At 60.7% G+C, this 15,525-nt stretch carries 10 protein-coding genes; 9 read left to right on the forward strand and 1 reads right to left on the reverse strand.

Features of this window, described 5'->3' with window-relative positions:
- Positions 1–18 precede the first annotated feature (18 nt).
- The 8 genes from D3Z90_RS11950 to D3Z90_RS11985 all read left to right on the forward strand — a co-directional run bounded on the left by D3Z90_RS11950 (position 19) and on the right by D3Z90_RS11985 (position 10,355).
- Positions 19–768 carry an electron transfer flavoprotein subunit beta/FixA family protein gene (locus D3Z90_RS11950; RefSeq protein WP_136475988.1) on the forward strand — a complete coding sequence of 250 codons (750 nt, stop codon included), beginning with the start codon at positions 19–21 and terminating at the stop codon, positions 766–768.
- Complete coding sequence (locus tag D3Z90_RS11955) at positions 769–1,713, forward strand: electron transfer flavoprotein subunit alpha/FixB family protein (protein ID WP_136475989.1); 945 nt, start codon at positions 769–771, stop codon at positions 1,711–1,713.
- Positions 1,714–2,009: 296 nt separating this feature from the next.
- On the forward strand, positions 2,010–2,801 hold the full coding sequence (locus D3Z90_RS11960; RefSeq protein WP_136475990.1) for an enoyl-CoA hydratase/isomerase family protein: 792 nt from the start codon (positions 2,010–2,012) through the stop codon (positions 2,799–2,801).
- 31 nt (positions 2,802–2,832) lie between these two features.
- Positions 2,833–3,993, forward strand: a complete 1,161-nt coding sequence (locus D3Z90_RS11965) for an acyl-CoA dehydrogenase family protein (protein ID WP_136475991.1) — start codon at positions 2,833–2,835, stop codon at positions 3,991–3,993.
- Positions 3,994–4,011: 18 nt separating this feature from the next.
- The gene (locus D3Z90_RS11970) at positions 4,012–6,111 is read left to right on the forward strand and encodes an acetate--CoA ligase family protein (protein ID WP_136475992.1); all 2,100 of its coding nucleotides are present in this window, start codon (positions 4,012–4,014) and stop codon (positions 6,109–6,111) included.
- A gap of 10 nt (positions 6,112–6,121) precedes the next feature.
- A complete protein-coding gene (locus D3Z90_RS11975; RefSeq protein ID WP_136475993.1) occupies positions 6,122–7,729 on the forward strand; it encodes a 5-guanidino-2-oxopentanoate decarboxylase in 1,608 nt (535 codons plus the stop codon).
- Positions 7,730–7,756: 27 nt separating this feature from the next.
- On the forward strand, positions 7,757–8,947 hold the full coding sequence (locus tag D3Z90_RS11980) for a pyridoxal phosphate-dependent aminotransferase (protein ID WP_136475994.1): 1,191 nt from the start codon (positions 7,757–7,759) through the stop codon (positions 8,945–8,947).
- Positions 8,940–10,355 carry an aldehyde dehydrogenase family protein gene (locus tag D3Z90_RS11985; protein WP_136475995.1) on the forward strand — a complete coding sequence of 472 codons (1,416 nt, stop codon included), beginning with the start codon at positions 8,940–8,942 and terminating at the stop codon, positions 10,353–10,355. Before D3Z90_RS11980 ends, D3Z90_RS11985 begins: the two co-directional genes overlap by 8 nt.
- Positions 10,356–10,373: 18 nt before the next feature.
- Here the strand turns inward: D3Z90_RS11985 and D3Z90_RS11990 are convergent, their stop codons facing one another.
- Positions 10,374–12,116 carry a response regulator gene (locus tag D3Z90_RS11990; protein WP_136475996.1) on the reverse strand — a complete coding sequence of 581 codons (1,743 nt, stop codon included), beginning with the start codon at positions 12,114–12,116 and terminating at the stop codon, positions 10,374–10,376.
- 155 nt (positions 12,117–12,271) lie between these two features.
- Here D3Z90_RS11990 and D3Z90_RS11995 point away from each other — a divergent pair, with 155 nt between their 5' ends.
- Positions 12,272–15,469 (forward strand): autotransporter outer membrane beta-barrel domain-containing protein, encoded by a 3,198-nt coding sequence (locus tag D3Z90_RS11995; RefSeq protein WP_136475997.1) that lies wholly within the window; start codon positions 12,272–12,274, stop codon positions 15,467–15,469.
- Positions 15,470–15,525: the final 56 nt, after the last annotated feature.

Genomic DNA, 15,525 nt, shown 5'->3' on the forward strand with positions numbered 1-15,525 from the left:
GCTCAACAGGAGTGCTTTATGAAAGTAATGGCTGCGGTAAAGCGCGTGGTCGACTACAACGTCAAGGTCCGCGTCAAGGCGGATGGCTCAGGCGTCGACCTCGCCAACGTGAAAATGGCGCTCAACCCTTTCTGCGAAATTGCTGTGGAAGAAGCGGTGCGGCTCAAGGAGCAGGGTATTGCTACAGAAGTTGTGGTGGTGACTGTGGGCCCGACCTCGGCGCAGGAGCAATTGCGCACGGCCCTGGCACTGGGTGCCGATCGCGCTGTTCTGATCGACTCCAGCGAAGAACTCAGTTCCCTGGCCGTGGCCAAGTTGCTCAAAGCGGTGGTCGATAGAGAGCAGCCGCAGTTGGTCATCCTTGGCAAACAAGCCATCGACAGCGACAACAACCAGACTGGGCAGATGCTGGCCGCATTGAGCGGTTATGCCCAAGGCACCTTCGCATCCAAGGTTGAAGTGTTGAATGACAAGCTCAACGTCACCCGCGAAATCGACGGTGGGTTGCAGACCGTTGCCTTGAGTCTGCCGGCAATCGTTACCACTGACCTGCGCTTGAACGAGCCACGCTATGCGTCGTTGCCGAACATCATGAAGGCCAAGAAAAAACCGTTGGAAACCCTCACCCCAGAGGCACTCGGCGTGTCTACTGCCTCCACCAACAAACTTTTGAAGGTCGAAGCGCCGGCTGCTCGTAGCGCTGGCATCAAGGTCAAGTCGGTGGCTGAGCTGGTCGAAAAACTCAAGAACGAGGCGAAGGTGATCTAAATGACAATTCTGGTTATCGCAGAGCACAACAACCAGCAGCTCGGTGCTGCAACCCTGAACACAGTCGCGGCAGCGCAACAGTTGGGCGGCGACGTTCACCTCCTGGTAGCCGGTGCCGAGACCGACGCTGTTGTTGCGGCAGCGCGAATCGTCACGGGCATCAGCAAGGTCCTGGTCGCCAATCACGCCGCCTATGCCCACCAGTTGCCAGAGAACGTCGCAGCGCTCGTTACGGGGCTGGTGATCGACCAAAGCGTGATCTACAGCCATGTCCTGGCTGCGGCCACCGTCAATGGCAAGAACATCCTGCCCCGGGTGGCGGCAACCCTGGACGTCGACCAGATCTCCGAGATTATCGCGGTGGAGTCGGCCGATACCTTCAAACGCCCGATCTACGCGGGAAATGCAATCGCCACTGTGCAATCGAATGCTGCCGTCAAGGTGATCACCGTTCGCACCACTGGTTTCGACGCGGTTGCTGGCGAAGGTGGTTCGGCTGTTGTCGAAACCTTGGCGTCGGTTTTTGACACGGGTACTTCGGCGTTCGTCAGCGAGGCGCTGGCCAAGTCGGATCGTCCTGAACTAACAGCGGCGAAGATTATTGTGTCCGGCGGACGTGGCCTGCAAAACGGTGACAACTTCAAGCATTTGTACAGCTTGGCCAACAAGTTGGGTGCGGGCGTCGGCGCTTCGCGTGCAGCGGTTGACGCCGGTTTCGTCGCCAATGATATGCAGGTCGGCCAGACTGGCAAGATCGTCGCACCGCAACTGTACATCGCTGTTGGCATTTCCGGTGCGATCCAGCATCTGGCGGGGATGAAGGACTCCAAAGTCATCGTTGCGATCAACAAGGATGAGGAGGCACCGATTTTCCAGGTCGCCGATTATGGCCTGGTAGCAGATCTGTTCGAAGCCGTGCCCGAGCTGGAACAACGGGTGTCCTGAACCTGCCAATCTGCCTGCGCGGTCTTGCCTCGCGACGTGCTTGACCCTCACCCCCCACACAAAACGCGGCAGGCAACTGCCGTGTTTTTTGTCTGTCCGCAGTTGTGCAAAGTTGTAACAGGCCCGCTTGGAGCCTGTCTTTAACTTTGATTTAAATATTAATAATCAACTAGATAGATAACTTATGTGATCTGTTACATCACGCACAGTGCCCGATTGTCTCCTTGCTGAACACTCGTTTAGTATGGCCTCAAGTCCTTCCCCCTCACGCCAACCACAATAATTCGAGGCCTCCCATGACTATACCTTCGTCGCTGCTGAGCAAAGTCGAAGCCGGCGTTGCCTGGATCACCCTGAATCGCCCCGAGCAACGCAACGCCCTGGATATCCCCAGCCTGAAAAAGCTGCATGCCTTGCTTGATGAGCACAATGCCGACCCTGCCGTGCGCGTGGTCGTGCTGACCGGCAGTGGCCGCAGCTTCTGTGCCGGCGCGGACCTGGCCGAATGGGCCGAGGCCGAAGCCCGCGGTGCGCTGGAAAGCTATGGCTGGACCGAAACCGCCCATGCCTTGATGCAACGCCTGCACAGCCTCGACAAACCCACCATCGCCGCAATCAACGGTACCGCCGTGGGTGCCGGGATGGACCTGACCCTGTGCTGCGACATGCGCGTGGCAGCAGCATCGGCCCGTTTCAAGGCCGGCTATACCAGCATGGCCTATAGCCCTGACGCGGGCGCCAGCTGGCATTTGCCCAGGTTGATCGGCACCGAACAGGCCAAGCGCCTGTTGTTTCTAGACGAGCTTTGGGGCGCTGAGCGGGCGTTGGCGGCCGGCTTGGTCGGTGAGGTCTGCGCAGATGCCCAGTTGCTGGCCGTCAGCGCCGAACTGGCCGGGCGCCTGGCGGTCGGTCCGACATTCGCTTTTGCCCAGACCAAGCGCCTGATCCGTGAGGGCGCCCAGCGCACCCTCGCAGAACAGCTGCAGGCCGAACTTGGCGCAGGCCTGCTGTGTGGACGCAGCGAGGATGGCGCCGAAGCGTTACGTGCAAGTGTCGAGAGGCGCGCAGCAAAATTCGTTGGCAAATAATCACTTACAACACCTTCTTCAGGAACATTCCATGAATTTCCAACTGACCCAAGAACAAGAAATGTTGGTGGAAGCCGTACGCAGTTTTGTTGCCAAAGAGTTGTTGCCGCACGAGGAAGCAGTCGATCGCGCCGACGAGGTCTCGCCGGAGTTGGCCGCGCAAATTCGTGGCAAAGCGATTGCTGCCGGCTTCTATGCCTTCAACATGCCCGAGGAAGTGGGTGGCGGCGGTCTGGATTACGTCTCCCAGGCCCTGATCGAACGCGAATTGTCCAAAGTGTCGTGGGCGGTGCATGTGTTTGTCGCGCGCCCGTCGAAAATCCTCATGGCCTGCAAGGACGAGCAGATCAACGACTACCTGTTGCCTTGCATTCAAGGTGAGAAGGTCGACTGCTTTGCCTTGACCGAGCCGGGCGCAGGCTCCGACGCCAACGCCATCAAGACCCGTGCGGTGCGTGAGGGCGACGATTTCGTCCTCAACGGTAGCAAGCATTTCATCAGCCATGCCGGGCATGCCGATTTCGCCATTGTCTTCGCCGTGACCGACACCTACGAACACAATGGCCGCAAACGCAACGCGGTCACCGCCTTCCTGGTCGACCGTGGCACCCCCGGCATGACCATTCGCCGCGGTCCCAAGTGCGTAAGCAACCGCGGATATCACACCTACGAGATGTTCTTTGACGATTGTCGCGTACCCGCCAACAAGGTGCTGGGCGAAGTAGGCAAAGGCTGGGAAGTGGCCAATGCCTGGCTGACCGCGGGGCGGGTGATGGTCGCCGCCAACTGCGTCGGCCAAGCTCAGCGGGCCCTGGATGTGTCGTTGCAATGGGCCGCGGATCGCAAGCAGTTCGGCCAGCCAATCGGTACTTATCAGGGGGTGTCGTTCAAGCTTGCCGACATGGCCACGCAAATCCGCGCCGCTGAGCTGCTGACCTTGCACACGGCCTGGAAGATGGATCAGGGCAGCATGACCGATGGTGAGGCCGGCATGGCCAAGCTGTTTGCCAGTGAGGTACTGGGCAAGGTCGCTGACGAAGCCGTGCAAATCTTCGGCGGCATGGGTCTGATGGACGAAGGACCGGTAGAGCGGATCTGGCGCAACGCGCGGATCGAGCGGATATGGGAGGGAACTTCGGAGATCCAGCGGCACATCATTTCCCGTGAACTGTTGCGCCCCCTGTTGCGTTGATCGGGCCGGAGAACTCCTATGTCGCAGTCGATTCGTGACAACCTCAAGCGTTTGCTCGCACCGCGTCACCTGGCATTCGTGGGTGGCCGCAGCATGGCTCGGGCGCTCAAGCGCTGTGCTGAAGGCGGTTATCAGGGCCAGATGTGGCTGGTCAATCCGCAACACGAACACCTTGAGGGCGTCCCCTGTGTTCGCAGCGTGTCCGAGCTGCCGTGCGGCCCGGACGCCGTATTCATCGCCACCAATCGCGAACTGACGCTCAGTTGCGTGGCCGAACTGGCGGCTATCGATGCCGGCGGGGCTATCTGTTACGCCTCGGGTTTCGCCGAGGCGGGGGCCGAAGGCCAGGCGTTGCAACAGCAACTGCTCAAGGCCGCGGGAACCATGGCGCTGCTCGGCCCCAACTGTTATGGCCTGCTTGATTACCTGCACAGCAGTGCGCTGTGGCCGGTCGCGCACGGCGGCAAGACGGTAGAGAAAGGCGTAGCGATCCTGACCCAGAGTGGCAACTTCGCTTACAACCTGTCCATGAGTGACCGTTCCTTGCCGGTGGCCTATATGGCATCGGTGGGCAATCAGGCGCAACTGGGCATTGCCGAACTGATGGACGTTTTACTCGATGAGCCTCGGGTTACTGCTATTGGTCTGCATCTGGAGGGGCTGAAAAACGTTCCTGGTTTCGCTCGTGCAGCCCACAAGGCGCTGGAAAAAGGTATTCCGATCATCGCCTTGAAAACCGGTGTGTCACGAATCGGCGCCGAGCTGGCCCTGAGTCATACCAGCTCGCTGTCTGGCTCTGACGCTCTGTATGACAGCTTGTTCCAGCGATTGGGGGTTATTCGTGTCAGTGGCCCGGTGAGCTTCGCCGAAACGCTGAAGGCCGCTGCCTGTGGGACGCTGCCTGAAGGTCGCAGCCTGATCGCCCTGGCCTGCTCCGGTGGTGACGCCGGCTTGATCGCCGACTATGCCGAACGCAACGAGCTGACCTTGCCCAAGCTCGCCAACAGCCAGGTCGACGAGTTGGCCGGGGTACTGCCGGCCTATGCCAACCTGGTCAACCCGCTGGACTTCACCACCGCGATCTGGGGCGATGGCGCCGCGCTTGAGCGCATGCTCGATAGCGCCCTTTGCAGCGAGGCCGACGCGGCCATGCTGGTGCTCGATTATCCTGTGGAATTTACCGGCGAGCGCAAGGAGTGCGACCTGTTGCTGGAACTCTACAGCGCCGCGCTCAAGCGCCACGGAAAAATCGGCTTCGTCACCTCGGCCTTCCCTGAGTTGCTGCCGGCCAGTGCCCGCGAGCGTTTGCATGGCTACGGTATTGCCGCGCTGCAAGGCGTCGAAGACGGTTTGGCAGCCTGGGGACGAATTGCCGCCTATCGATGCCGCCGCCAGGCCTTGCTCGAGCTGGGCGAGTCAGCGCTGGTGCCGTTGTGCCCGCAAGCGTTGAGCGCAGACGGCCAACTGCTCAATGAATGGGATTCCAAACAGGCCCTACACGCGTTCGGCCTGCCCATTCCCGCCGGCGTGTTGAGTGGCGTGGATCAAGCGCTCAAGGCTGGCGCAACGGTTGGCTACCCATTGGTGCTCAAGGCCGTTAGCGCGCAATTGCCGCACAAGACCGAAGCGGGCGCCGTAGCACTCAACCTGACGGATGATCAAGCCTTGGCTGCCGCGCTGCAGAAGATGCGCGAAAGCATTGCCGCCTATGCCCCCACCGTGCCATTCGATCAGGTCCTGCTTGAGCCGATGGCACGCGCACCCTTGGCCGAGTTGATCGTCGGCATCAAGCGCGAAGACGACTTCGGTCTGGCCTTGGTGATCGGCGCCGGCGGCATTCTGGTGGAGCTGCTCAAAGACAGTAGAACCTTGTTGCTGCCAACCACCGACGGCGCCATTCGCGCTGCCGTGCTCGGGCTTCGCAGCGCCAGCCTGCTGCAGGGCTTTCGCGGTCGCCAAAGCGCAGATCTGGATGCGCTGGTTGCGGCGATCCGCGCCGTGGCGGATTACGCCTGCGAGAACGCCGGCCAATTGCTGGAGCTGGATGTGAACCCATTAATGGTCGGTGCTCAGGGCACTACCGCGGTCGATGCGTTGATTCGCCTCGGCCAGGCGTAAGGAGAACAACATGCACAATAGCCCATTGACCGGTGGCCAGGCCCTGGTCCGCTTGTTGGCCAACTATGGCGTCGACACCGTGTTCGGCATTCCCGGCGTGCACACGCTTGAGCTGTATCGCGGCCTGCCCGGAAGCGGTATCCGCCATGTGCTTACCCGCCATGAGCAGGGGGCAGGGTTCATGGCCGACGGCTATGCCCGGGTCAGCGGCAAGCCGGGGGTGTGTTTTGTCATTACCGGCCCCGGTGTCACCAACGCTGCCACCGCCATCGGCCAAGCGTATGCCGATTCCATCGCGATGCTGGTGATATCCAGCGTCAACCACAGCGCAAGTCTGGGCAAGGGCTGGGGCTGCCTGCACGAAACCCAGGATCAGCGTGCGATGACTGCGCCGATTACGGCGTTTTCCGCCGTAGCGCTGAGTGCCGAGGACTTGCCTGAGCTGATTGCCCGAGCCTATGCAGTGTTTGACAGTGAACGGCCGCGCCCGGTGCACATTTCGGTGCCATTGGATGTGTTGTCGGCACCGGTCAAGCGTGACTGGAGCGCTGAGGTGGTCCGCCGCCCTGGCCGTGGCCTGCCTGCTGGCAGTGTGCTGGAGCAGGCCGCAGCCACGCTTGCCGCGGCCAAACGGCCGATGATCATTGCCGGCGGCGGCGCGCTGCAGGCCGCCGAAGTGCTGCAGCAGTTAAGCTCCAGGCTGGCAGCCCCGCTGTTCACCAGCGTCGCCGGCAAAGGCCTGCTGGCCCCGGACGCACCGCTCAATGCCGGTGCAAGCCTATGTGTAGAGCCGGGTTGGACGCTGATCGGCGAAGCCGATGTGGTGCTGGCGGTGGGCACCGAGATGGCCGACACCGATTTCTGGCGCGAGCGCCTGCCGCTCAATGGCCAGTTGCTACGGGTCGACATCGATGCACGCAAGTTCAACGATTTCTATCCTTGTGCCCTGGCCCTGCAGGGGGATGCGCAACAAACCGTTGCCGCCTTGCTGGAGCACCTGCCAGGCCTCGATCGCAATCCCGAGGCCGCCATTGCTTCGGTCGCGGCGCTGCGCCAGGCGGTGAAGGCCGAGCATGGCCCGCTGCAGGCGATTCATCAGGCGATTCTTGATCGGATAGCTGCCGAGCTACCCGACAATGCCTTTATCAGTACCGACATGACGCAACTGGCGTACACCGGCAATTACGCGTTCAGCAGCCGCGCGCCGCGTAGTTGGTTGCATCCAACCGGCTACGGCACCTTGGGTTACGGCCTGCCCGCAGGCATCGGCGCCATGTTTGCCAGCAATGATCGCCCTGGCCTGGTGCTGGTGGGTGATGGCGGTTTCCTCTACACCGCCCAGGAATTGGCCACGGCCGTCGAAGAGCTGGATCGCCCGCTGGTGGTGCTGCTGTGGAACAACGACGCCCTGGGGCAGATCCGCGACGACATGCTCAGCCTCGATATCGAGCCCATTGGCGTACTGCCGCGCAACCCGGACTTTGTCGGACTGGGCCGTGCGTTCGGTTGCACCGTGGCCCAGCCACGCAGCCTCGACGAACTGCAGCAGGAACTGCGCGCAGGGTTCGCCCGCAATGCAGTGACCCTGATTGAACTCAAACACGCCTGCGCTCGCTGACGTCCAACCCTACTCAGGAAGATTGCCATGCGCTTTTCCGATCTGACTCAACGTATTGCTGGTGACGGTGCCGCCGCCTGGGACATTCACTACCGCGCCTTGGACCTGCAGGCCCAGGGTCAGGACATTCTCTTGCTGTCGGTGGGCGACCCGGATTTCGACACCCCGACGCCGATCGTGCAGGCTGCCATCGACAGTTTGCGCAGCGGCCACACCCATTATGCCGACGTACGCGGCAAACTTGCCCTGCGCCAGGCCATCGCCAATCGCCATCAACAGCGCAGCGGCCAAACGGTGCACGCCGACCAGGTGACCGTGCTGGCCGGTGCGCAGTGCGCCTTGTTCTGTGTCGCCCAGTGTGTGCTCAATCCCGGTGACGAGGTGATTGTAGCCGAACCGATGTATGTCACCTATGAGGCGGTATTCGGCGCTTGCGGCGCGACGGTGATACCGGTGCCGGTGCGACCGGAAAACGGCTTTCGGGTGTGCCCCGAGGATGTTGCCGCGCGCATCACTCCACGCACCCGTGCGCTGGCGCTGAACAGCCCGCACAATCCGTCAGGTGCGAGCCTGCCACGCTCGACCTGGCAGGCCCTGGCCGAGCTGTGCATTGGCCATGACCTGTGGCTGATCTCCGATGAGGTCTACAGCGAGCTGCTGTATGAAGGCGAGCACATCAGTCCGAGTAGCCTGCCTGGCATGGCTGAGCGTACGGCAACCTTGAACAGCTTGTCCAAGTCCCATGCCATGACCGGGTGGCGGGTGGGATGGGTGGTCGGTTCGCAGGCCCTGGCCACGCACCTGGAAAACCTCGCCTTGTGCATGCTCTACGGCTCCCCGGAATTCATCCAGGACGCTGCCGTGGTGGCCCTGGAGCAACCACTGCCACAGCTTGAGGCGATGCGTGAAGCCTACCGCCAGCGACGCGACCTGGTGTGCCAGACCCTTGCCGGTTGCCCGGGCCTGAAGGCGCTCAAGCCTGACGGTGGCATGTTCGTGATGGTCGACATTCGCGAAACAGGCCTCAGCGCCCAGGCGTTTTCCAACCGCCTGCTGGATCGCCATGGTGTCTCGGTGCTTGCGGGGGAAGCCTTTGGGCCGAGCGCTGCCGGCCATATCCGCCTGGGCCTGGTGCTCGCGGACGCAACGCTGCTGGACGCTTGCCAGCGTATCGCCTGCTGCGCCGCGCAATTGATGGAGAGCAAGGATAATGCGTGAATATTCCCGCTTGTTTATCGATGGCAGCTGGCAGGTGCCATCGGGGCGAGGCCTGGCCGAGGTGATCGATCCGGCCAGCGAAACCATCGCCGGCCGCGTGCCATTGGGTGATGAGCACGACGTCAATCGCGCCGTGGCTGCAGCGCGGCAGGCCTTTGCCGACTGGTCACGTTCGCCGTCGAGTGTGCGCGCTACTTTCATTCAGGCCTTGGTTGCACAACTGAAAATGCGCGCCGAGGAAATGGCCAGCGTCATTACCACCGAGCTGGGAATGCCGGTTCAATGGTGCCGTAGCGTACAGGTAGACGGGCCGATTGCCGGCCTTGAACAGTACATCGAACTGGCCGGCTTGATGGACGAGGTACGCGAGGTCGGCAATTCCCTGGTATATCGCGAGGCCGTCGGTGTCTGTGCGTTCATCAACCCCTGGAACTACCCGCTGCACCAATTGATCGGCAAATTGGCCCCGGCGCTGGCCGCAGGCTGTACGGTGGTGGTCAAGCCAAGCCAGGAAACCCCGCTGCATGCCTTCCTCCTGGCAGAAATGATTGAAGCGATCGGCTTGCCGCCAGGGGTGTTCAACCTGGTCAGCGGGCCCGGCGCCAAGGTTGGCGAAGCGCTGGCCCGGCATCCACAGGTCGACATGGTGTCATTCACCGGCTCGACCGGTGCCGGTGTACGCGTAGCCCAGGCCGCTGCGCCGACGGTAAAGCGTGTATGCCTGGAACTGGGTGGCAAGTCGCCGCTGCTGATTAGCGCTGACGCTGATCTGCAAGCCGCTGTGCGCTACGGCGTGCAGGACGTGATGATCAACTCGGGACAAACCTGCACCGCGTTGACGCGTATGCTGCTGCCCACCAGTCGCTATGCCGAAGCAGTGGAGATCGCCCTGGCCGAAACCCGTAGCCTGACCATGGGCGACCCGCTGGACCCGGCGAGTTTTCTGGGCCCGATGTGTTCGGCGAGTCAACGGCGCACCGTGCTGGACTATGTACGTGTTGGCCAGGAGGAGGGCGCACGCTTGCTCTGTGGTGGCCAGGCGCCGACCGACCTTGAACGCGGCTTTTACGTGCAGCCGACGCTGTTCGCAGACGTCGACAATCGCATGCGTATCGCCCAGGAAGAAATCTTCGGCCCGGTGCTGTGCCTGATTCCCTACCAGGACGAAGCCCAGGCGATTGCCTTGGCCAACGATTCGCCGTTTGGCTTGTCCAGCGCCGTGTGGGCGGCAGATCGCCAACACGCCATGGCACTGGCCCGGCAACTGCGCGCCGGGCAGTGTTTCCTCAACGGTGCTGCGTTCAACTACCAGGCACCGTTTGGTGGTTACAAACAGTCAGGCAATGGCCGCGAATGGGGCGAGGAAGGCTTGGCCGAGTTTGTCGAGATCAAGGCGGTCCAGCTTTAAGGAGGTATGCGCTAGGTGTCATGTGCGAGGCGCCAGTGGCAATAACAGGTGCAAGGTGGTTGTCACGCTGTACTCGGCACCGCGGGTAATGTGAAGTTCAGCGCCCAGTTGCAGGGCCAAGTGGCGGGCGATGTTCAAGTCCAGGCTGTTACGCTTGGCCCCTGCAGCGTCGGATTCGTGGGTCAGCTCCGACAGCGAATAGGAGCGCCGGGATTGCACATTGTTCAGGGGGATCCCTTCAATGCTGAGCCTGGCACCCAGGTTCATGTCTTTGACCGTGGCCACGACTTTCCAACGGACTTCGCCATCGCAGGTCAAATCAATGACATAGCGGCCGAGATGAAGCAGCAGATCGAACAAGCGTTTCCTGTGTACCGTGACACGCAAGCGCGATGGCTCGTTGACTTCAATGTACTGCTTCAGGCGCTTTGTATCGGCAGAGGTGCGCAGTTGGCCGGTTACCACGGGCAGCACCTCGGCGATATCTATCGGGCCTATCTGCGCATCATCATCGCTTGGCTGGGTCAACGCATCGTGCAAGCAGTTCAAGTGCTGTTGCAATTGCTGCACCTGGCGTCGCGCGGCCACCTGTGCAGCATCTTCAGCCACCAGGGTATCTGCCAGGGAAGTCAGCCCGTCACCCAGTTGCTGGCTGATGCTGGCCAGCAGTTCGGTCAGTTGTTGCTGGGCCAACTCGGCTTTTTCGGCACGCACGCGCAGGCTATCGAGTTGTTCATAGCGCTGGGTAATATCCGTGCTGCAACAGATCATGCCAAGCAGATTGCCTTCCTGGTCACGGTAGGGCGTTCCCCAGTGATGGAGGACGCGACGATTGCCGTGGATGTTCAGCTCGATATCCTTGTCGAATGAACGTTGTTCCGCAATTTCCCGTTGCAGGAACACCAACATGTTGGTTGCGTCTTTGGGCGTGTACCAGTCCACTTCGGTGGTGCGGGTGCCCAAAACGCTTTCCAGGTTGGCGTTATACATCTGCAGATGCGCGGGGTTGGCGTACAACAACCGGGCTTGGGTGTCGCGCACATAGAAGGCCCCAGGCAGGCTTTCGACCATTGAACGCCACATGGAGCTTTGCGCGTCGGTTTCGTTGGTTGGCGCCGCGAGCAATTTGGTCGACGATACAAGACGGTTGCGTCGGGCAAAATCGATCAACTCGATCATGCTGTGCAGATTGAGCTTTACCCGCATTCGCGCGCGGTATGTGCTTACCGATTTCTCACTGATGGTCAGCTCGCTGGCAATCTCCTGGTTACTATGACCACTGGCGAGCAAGCCAAGCACGCTCAGTTCACGGTTGGAAAGCGCGGCGATTCGCTCGGCATCGTTTTCCTTCAAAGTGCCTTTGTTAACGCTACCCAACATCGTGCTTGGGAAGTAGGTTTGTCCGCGTAGCAGCACGGCGACGGCCTCTTTGAGTACCTCGCTTTCCTGGTGCTTGCTGACGAAGCCAGAGGCGCCTGCCTGCAGGAAGCGGCTAACCAGGTGCTCTGAGTCCTGGGTGCTGAAGCCAAGAATCGGCTGGGTGACGCCCCTTGCCCGCAGGCGCCTGATGACGTCCAGGCCGGTAACCCGGGAAAGATCGACATCAATGATCAGCAGGTCGGGCCTGAGGCTGGTGACCATGCCCAGTGCTTCCAGGCCATCCACTGCCTCGCCAATGATGCTATGGCGTTCTTCCTCTAGCAGCAGTCGAACCGCATGCCGGGTTATCGGATGCTCATCGGCGATGAGAACGCGTGACATGCTGAAATTCCTCGGTGCTTTGACCTACTGTAGGGCACGGTTGAGTCGAGCGTGTAGTCATTTTCCTACAGAGTGTGACTGACTTTCTTATCCTCGTCATGACGGCCTTTGAGAAGAATGCTGCCAATAGCAACTACTTCTCCAGGATGAAAGCCATGAACACCCACGTTGGCGCTTCGATCAGCAACAAAGATCGCTGTCCGCCATTCCATCCTTTGCCCATCGCCACGTTAATCGCTGCATTGTTTACTGGACCTGCGCTCGCTGCCGACTACAACTTCCCGCTGCTTTTCATTAATTCCAGCCCGCTGGTCGCCAGCCTCGTTCAGAAACAGGTGGACGTTTCCAGCCCGACTTCCGCGGTAACCCTGCAGCACGTGGATTTCTCCTTGCGCGACGTGGTTTTGCGCAATTCCGTGGGTGGCGGCGCCGATGTGCTGTCGGGCGCCAGGCTACTCGCCCAGGGGGTGGACGCGGTGACCTCGGGTACGGCGCTGCAGGTCAATTCCCAATCGCTGGCCGACCTGAGTGGCCCCGGTGCCTTGTACACGACCGGTGCGAAAAGCCCGGCTGCCTCAGTGACCAACGCAGAACTGCGCCTTCACGACGTCAGCTTGCAGACCACCGGTATCCTCAGTCCGGGTATCGACGTCGGCGCCAATGCGCTGCTGCAGGTTGAACGCAGCCAGATCGTAACCTTTGACATGAGCAGTGCTGGCATTCGAGAGCAAGGAAATCTGTTGGCCAATGTGGTACGTGATAGTCAAATTCACACCCACCAGGCCGAAAGTGCAGGGGTACAGGTTTCGGCTTCTGCTGGGCAACTCTCCCTGATCAATACCCAGATCATCACCGACGCCGCCGCCAGTGATGGCGTTTCTGCACGTCAAGGCAGTAACGTCATCCTCAGCCGCGCCAGCAGCGTGCACACCCTGGGCGCCTCAGCCTCGGCGGTACGTGCTGACCTGGGTTCTAACATCGATATTGTCGACAGCGCGCTGCTGACCGAAGGCACAGGTGCTTTTGGCGCCACAGCCAGCAGGTTGAGCAACATCAACCTTGTGCGTAGTCAGGTACTGACAACGGGGGCCCAGGCTGCGGCACTGGCTATTCATGGCGAAGCGCACATCAGCGCGAGCGACAGCGCTGTTTCCAACGTCGACGCAAGCACTGTGGTATTTAGCGCGTTCTCGCCGCTTGGCAGTACGGGGACGCTGACACTGTTGCGCACCCGGCTTAGCGGCCTAAGTGCGTTGATCGAGGCGCAGCCAGGCAGTCATGGAGTTGCCAGCATCACTGACAGTCAATGGGTGGCGCCGACGGCGACTGCCTTTTTGGCGGCAGCAGGCAGCTCGCTGAAAGTTGACCTGGAATCGAGTCAGGTAAGCGTCGCAGACTTTGCCCAGACCAACGGCGATGGCCAGCTCGCAATCACCACCGTTGCCAGTCAAGTAACAGGCGATACCAGATTATTGTCCCCTGCCAGCGGCCGCCTGGACCTTGATCTGCACAACAGCAGTTGGGTTTTCAGCGGCAATTCGTCTGCAAGCAACCTTAACCTGAGCGATTCGAAGGTCATGTTCGGTGGGCACGGCTTCCAGGTACTGACCTTGAATGGCGACTTGAGTGGCACTGGGCGCTTTCAAATGAAATCCGACCTTGCTTCTTCGCAGGGTGACCTTCTCTCGGTTACAGGACAGGTGAGCGGTCAGCACGAACTTCTTGTCGCTGACAGTGGCCATGCCGCAACGGGCCAACCGCTTAAATTGGTAGGAAGTGGAGGGGGGGCAGGGCAATTCACACTGTACGGCGGACACGTCGACGCCGGCGCCTTTCGCTATGCCCTGACACGCCAGGGTAATGATTGGTATCTGGCACAAACAGGCCAAGTAGCGCCAATGCAGACGCTGGTGCCGCCGCTTCAAAAGCCCGCGATTCCAACACCACTTGCCAGCAATGTTGCAATGACCCCGCTTAACCCTGCGATGAAGCCGCAAGCGATACCGCAGCCTATTACCAGCAACGTTGCGATGACCCCGCTTAACCCTGCGATGAAGCCGCAAGCGATACCGCAGCCTATTACCAGCAACGTTGCGATGACCCCGCTTAACCCTGCGATGAAGCCGCAAGCGATACCGCAGCCTATTACCAGCAACGTTGCGATGACCCCGCTTAACCCTGCGATGAAGCCGCAGGCGATACCGCAGCCTATTACCAGCAACGTTGCGATGACCCCGCTTAACCCTGCGATGAAGCCGCAGGCGATACCGCAGCCCATTACCAGCAATGTTGCGATGACCCCGCTTGATCCTGCGACGAAGCCGCAAGCCATACCTAAACCTGTTGTCAGTAATGTGGCGATGACCACGCTGACGCCAGCGCAACCCCCTCAGCCGCGCGTTTCCCGAGCTTTGCCGGCCCGATTGCCGCAAGCCCAGCGTCTGTCCAAGGGCGCCAATGCCGCCCTGGGCATGCAGACTGCCGCCGCCAACCTGTGGCAGAACGAGATGGGCACCTTGAGCCGACGCTTGGGTGAGTTGCGTTTGGGCAAGGACCAAGGAGGGCTCTGGACCCGGGCCATGGACGCAAGGCTGAACGTCGACAGCGGTGACAGCCGTGCGTTCGACCAACGGCTTAGCGGTATCGAAGTGGGCGCTGACCGCGCCATTGAATTCAATGATGCAACGCTCTACCTCGGCGGCATGTTGGGCATCGGCCACGCCGACCAGGACTTTGCCGAGCACAGCAGCGGTGATATCGACAGCCGTTCAGTGGGGCTATACGCCACGTACCTGCAAGACAACGGCGTCTATCTGGACACCGTGGTGAAATACGATCACTTCAAAGGCGATGTGAAGGTGTCGCAAAACCTCGGGGATCAAGTGAGTGGCCATTATGACGCAAACGCTTACGGGGCCAGTGTTGAACTTGGCCGCCAGATTGCGCTGGCAGATGGTTGGTTCATAGAGCCCCAGGCGCAACTGTCCGCTGCCCATCTGCAAGGGCCTCGCTACACCAGCAGCGACTCGCTGCAAGTGAAAGCACAGGACCAGGACTCGGTCCTGGCCCGGGTAGGGGCGCGCGCAGGCCGCAACTTCATGCTGGCTTCAGGTACCCAGGTACAGGGATACCTCAGCGTTTCGCAAATTGAAGAGCTGGCCGGTGACAGCCACGTATCGGTGGATGGGCATACCCTGGACAATTCACTGCCAGGCACGCGCACCGACTATGGCGCAGGCACCGCTTTGCAACTCAGCGCCCGGCAAAAGCTGATGGTCGAGACCCACTACGTGCACGGAAGTGAAATCGAACAACCTCTGCAAGTTACCGTCGGCTATCGAATCCTCTGGTGACAGCAGGCTGCAAGCAGCTACCCAGCGATAAAACAAAGAATCAATGCTGTTGGAGG

The organism is Pseudomonas sp. DG56-2 (assembly GCF_004803755.1).
Lineage (GTDB): Bacteria > Pseudomonadota > Gammaproteobacteria > Pseudomonadales > Pseudomonadaceae > Aquipseudomonas > Aquipseudomonas auratipiscis.

Bases quoted from the DNA above. Each gene is read 5' to 3' on its own strand.
- D3Z90_RS11950 (WP_136475988.1), top strand. From the start codon at position 19: ATGAAAGTAATGGCTGCGGTAAAGCGCGTGGTCGACTACAACGTCAAG.
- D3Z90_RS11955 (WP_136475989.1), top strand. From the start codon at position 769: ATGACAATTCTGGTTATCGCAGAGCACAACAACCAGCAGCTCGGTGCT.
- D3Z90_RS11960 (WP_136475990.1), top strand. From the start codon at position 2,010: ATGACTATACCTTCGTCGCTGCTGAGCAAAGTCGAAGCCGGCGTTGCC.
- D3Z90_RS11965 (WP_136475991.1), top strand. From the start codon at position 2,833: ATGAATTTCCAACTGACCCAAGAACAAGAAATGTTGGTGGAAGCCGTA.
- D3Z90_RS11970 (WP_136475992.1), top strand. From the start codon at position 4,012: ATGTCGCAGTCGATTCGTGACAACCTCAAGCGTTTGCTCGCACCGCGT.
- D3Z90_RS11975 (WP_136475993.1), top strand. From the start codon at position 6,122: ATGCACAATAGCCCATTGACCGGTGGCCAGGCCCTGGTCCGCTTGTTG.
- D3Z90_RS11980 (WP_136475994.1), top strand. From the start codon at position 7,757: ATGCGCTTTTCCGATCTGACTCAACGTATTGCTGGTGACGGTGCCGCC.
- D3Z90_RS11985 (WP_136475995.1), top strand. From the start codon at position 8,940: ATGCGTGAATATTCCCGCTTGTTTATCGATGGCAGCTGGCAGGTGCCA.
- D3Z90_RS11990 (WP_136475996.1), bottom strand. From the start codon at position 12,116: ATGTCACGCGTTCTCATCGCCGATGAGCATCCGATAACCCGGCATGCG.
- D3Z90_RS11995 (WP_136475997.1), top strand. From the start codon at position 12,272: ATGAACACCCACGTTGGCGCTTCGATCAGCAACAAAGATCGCTGTCCG.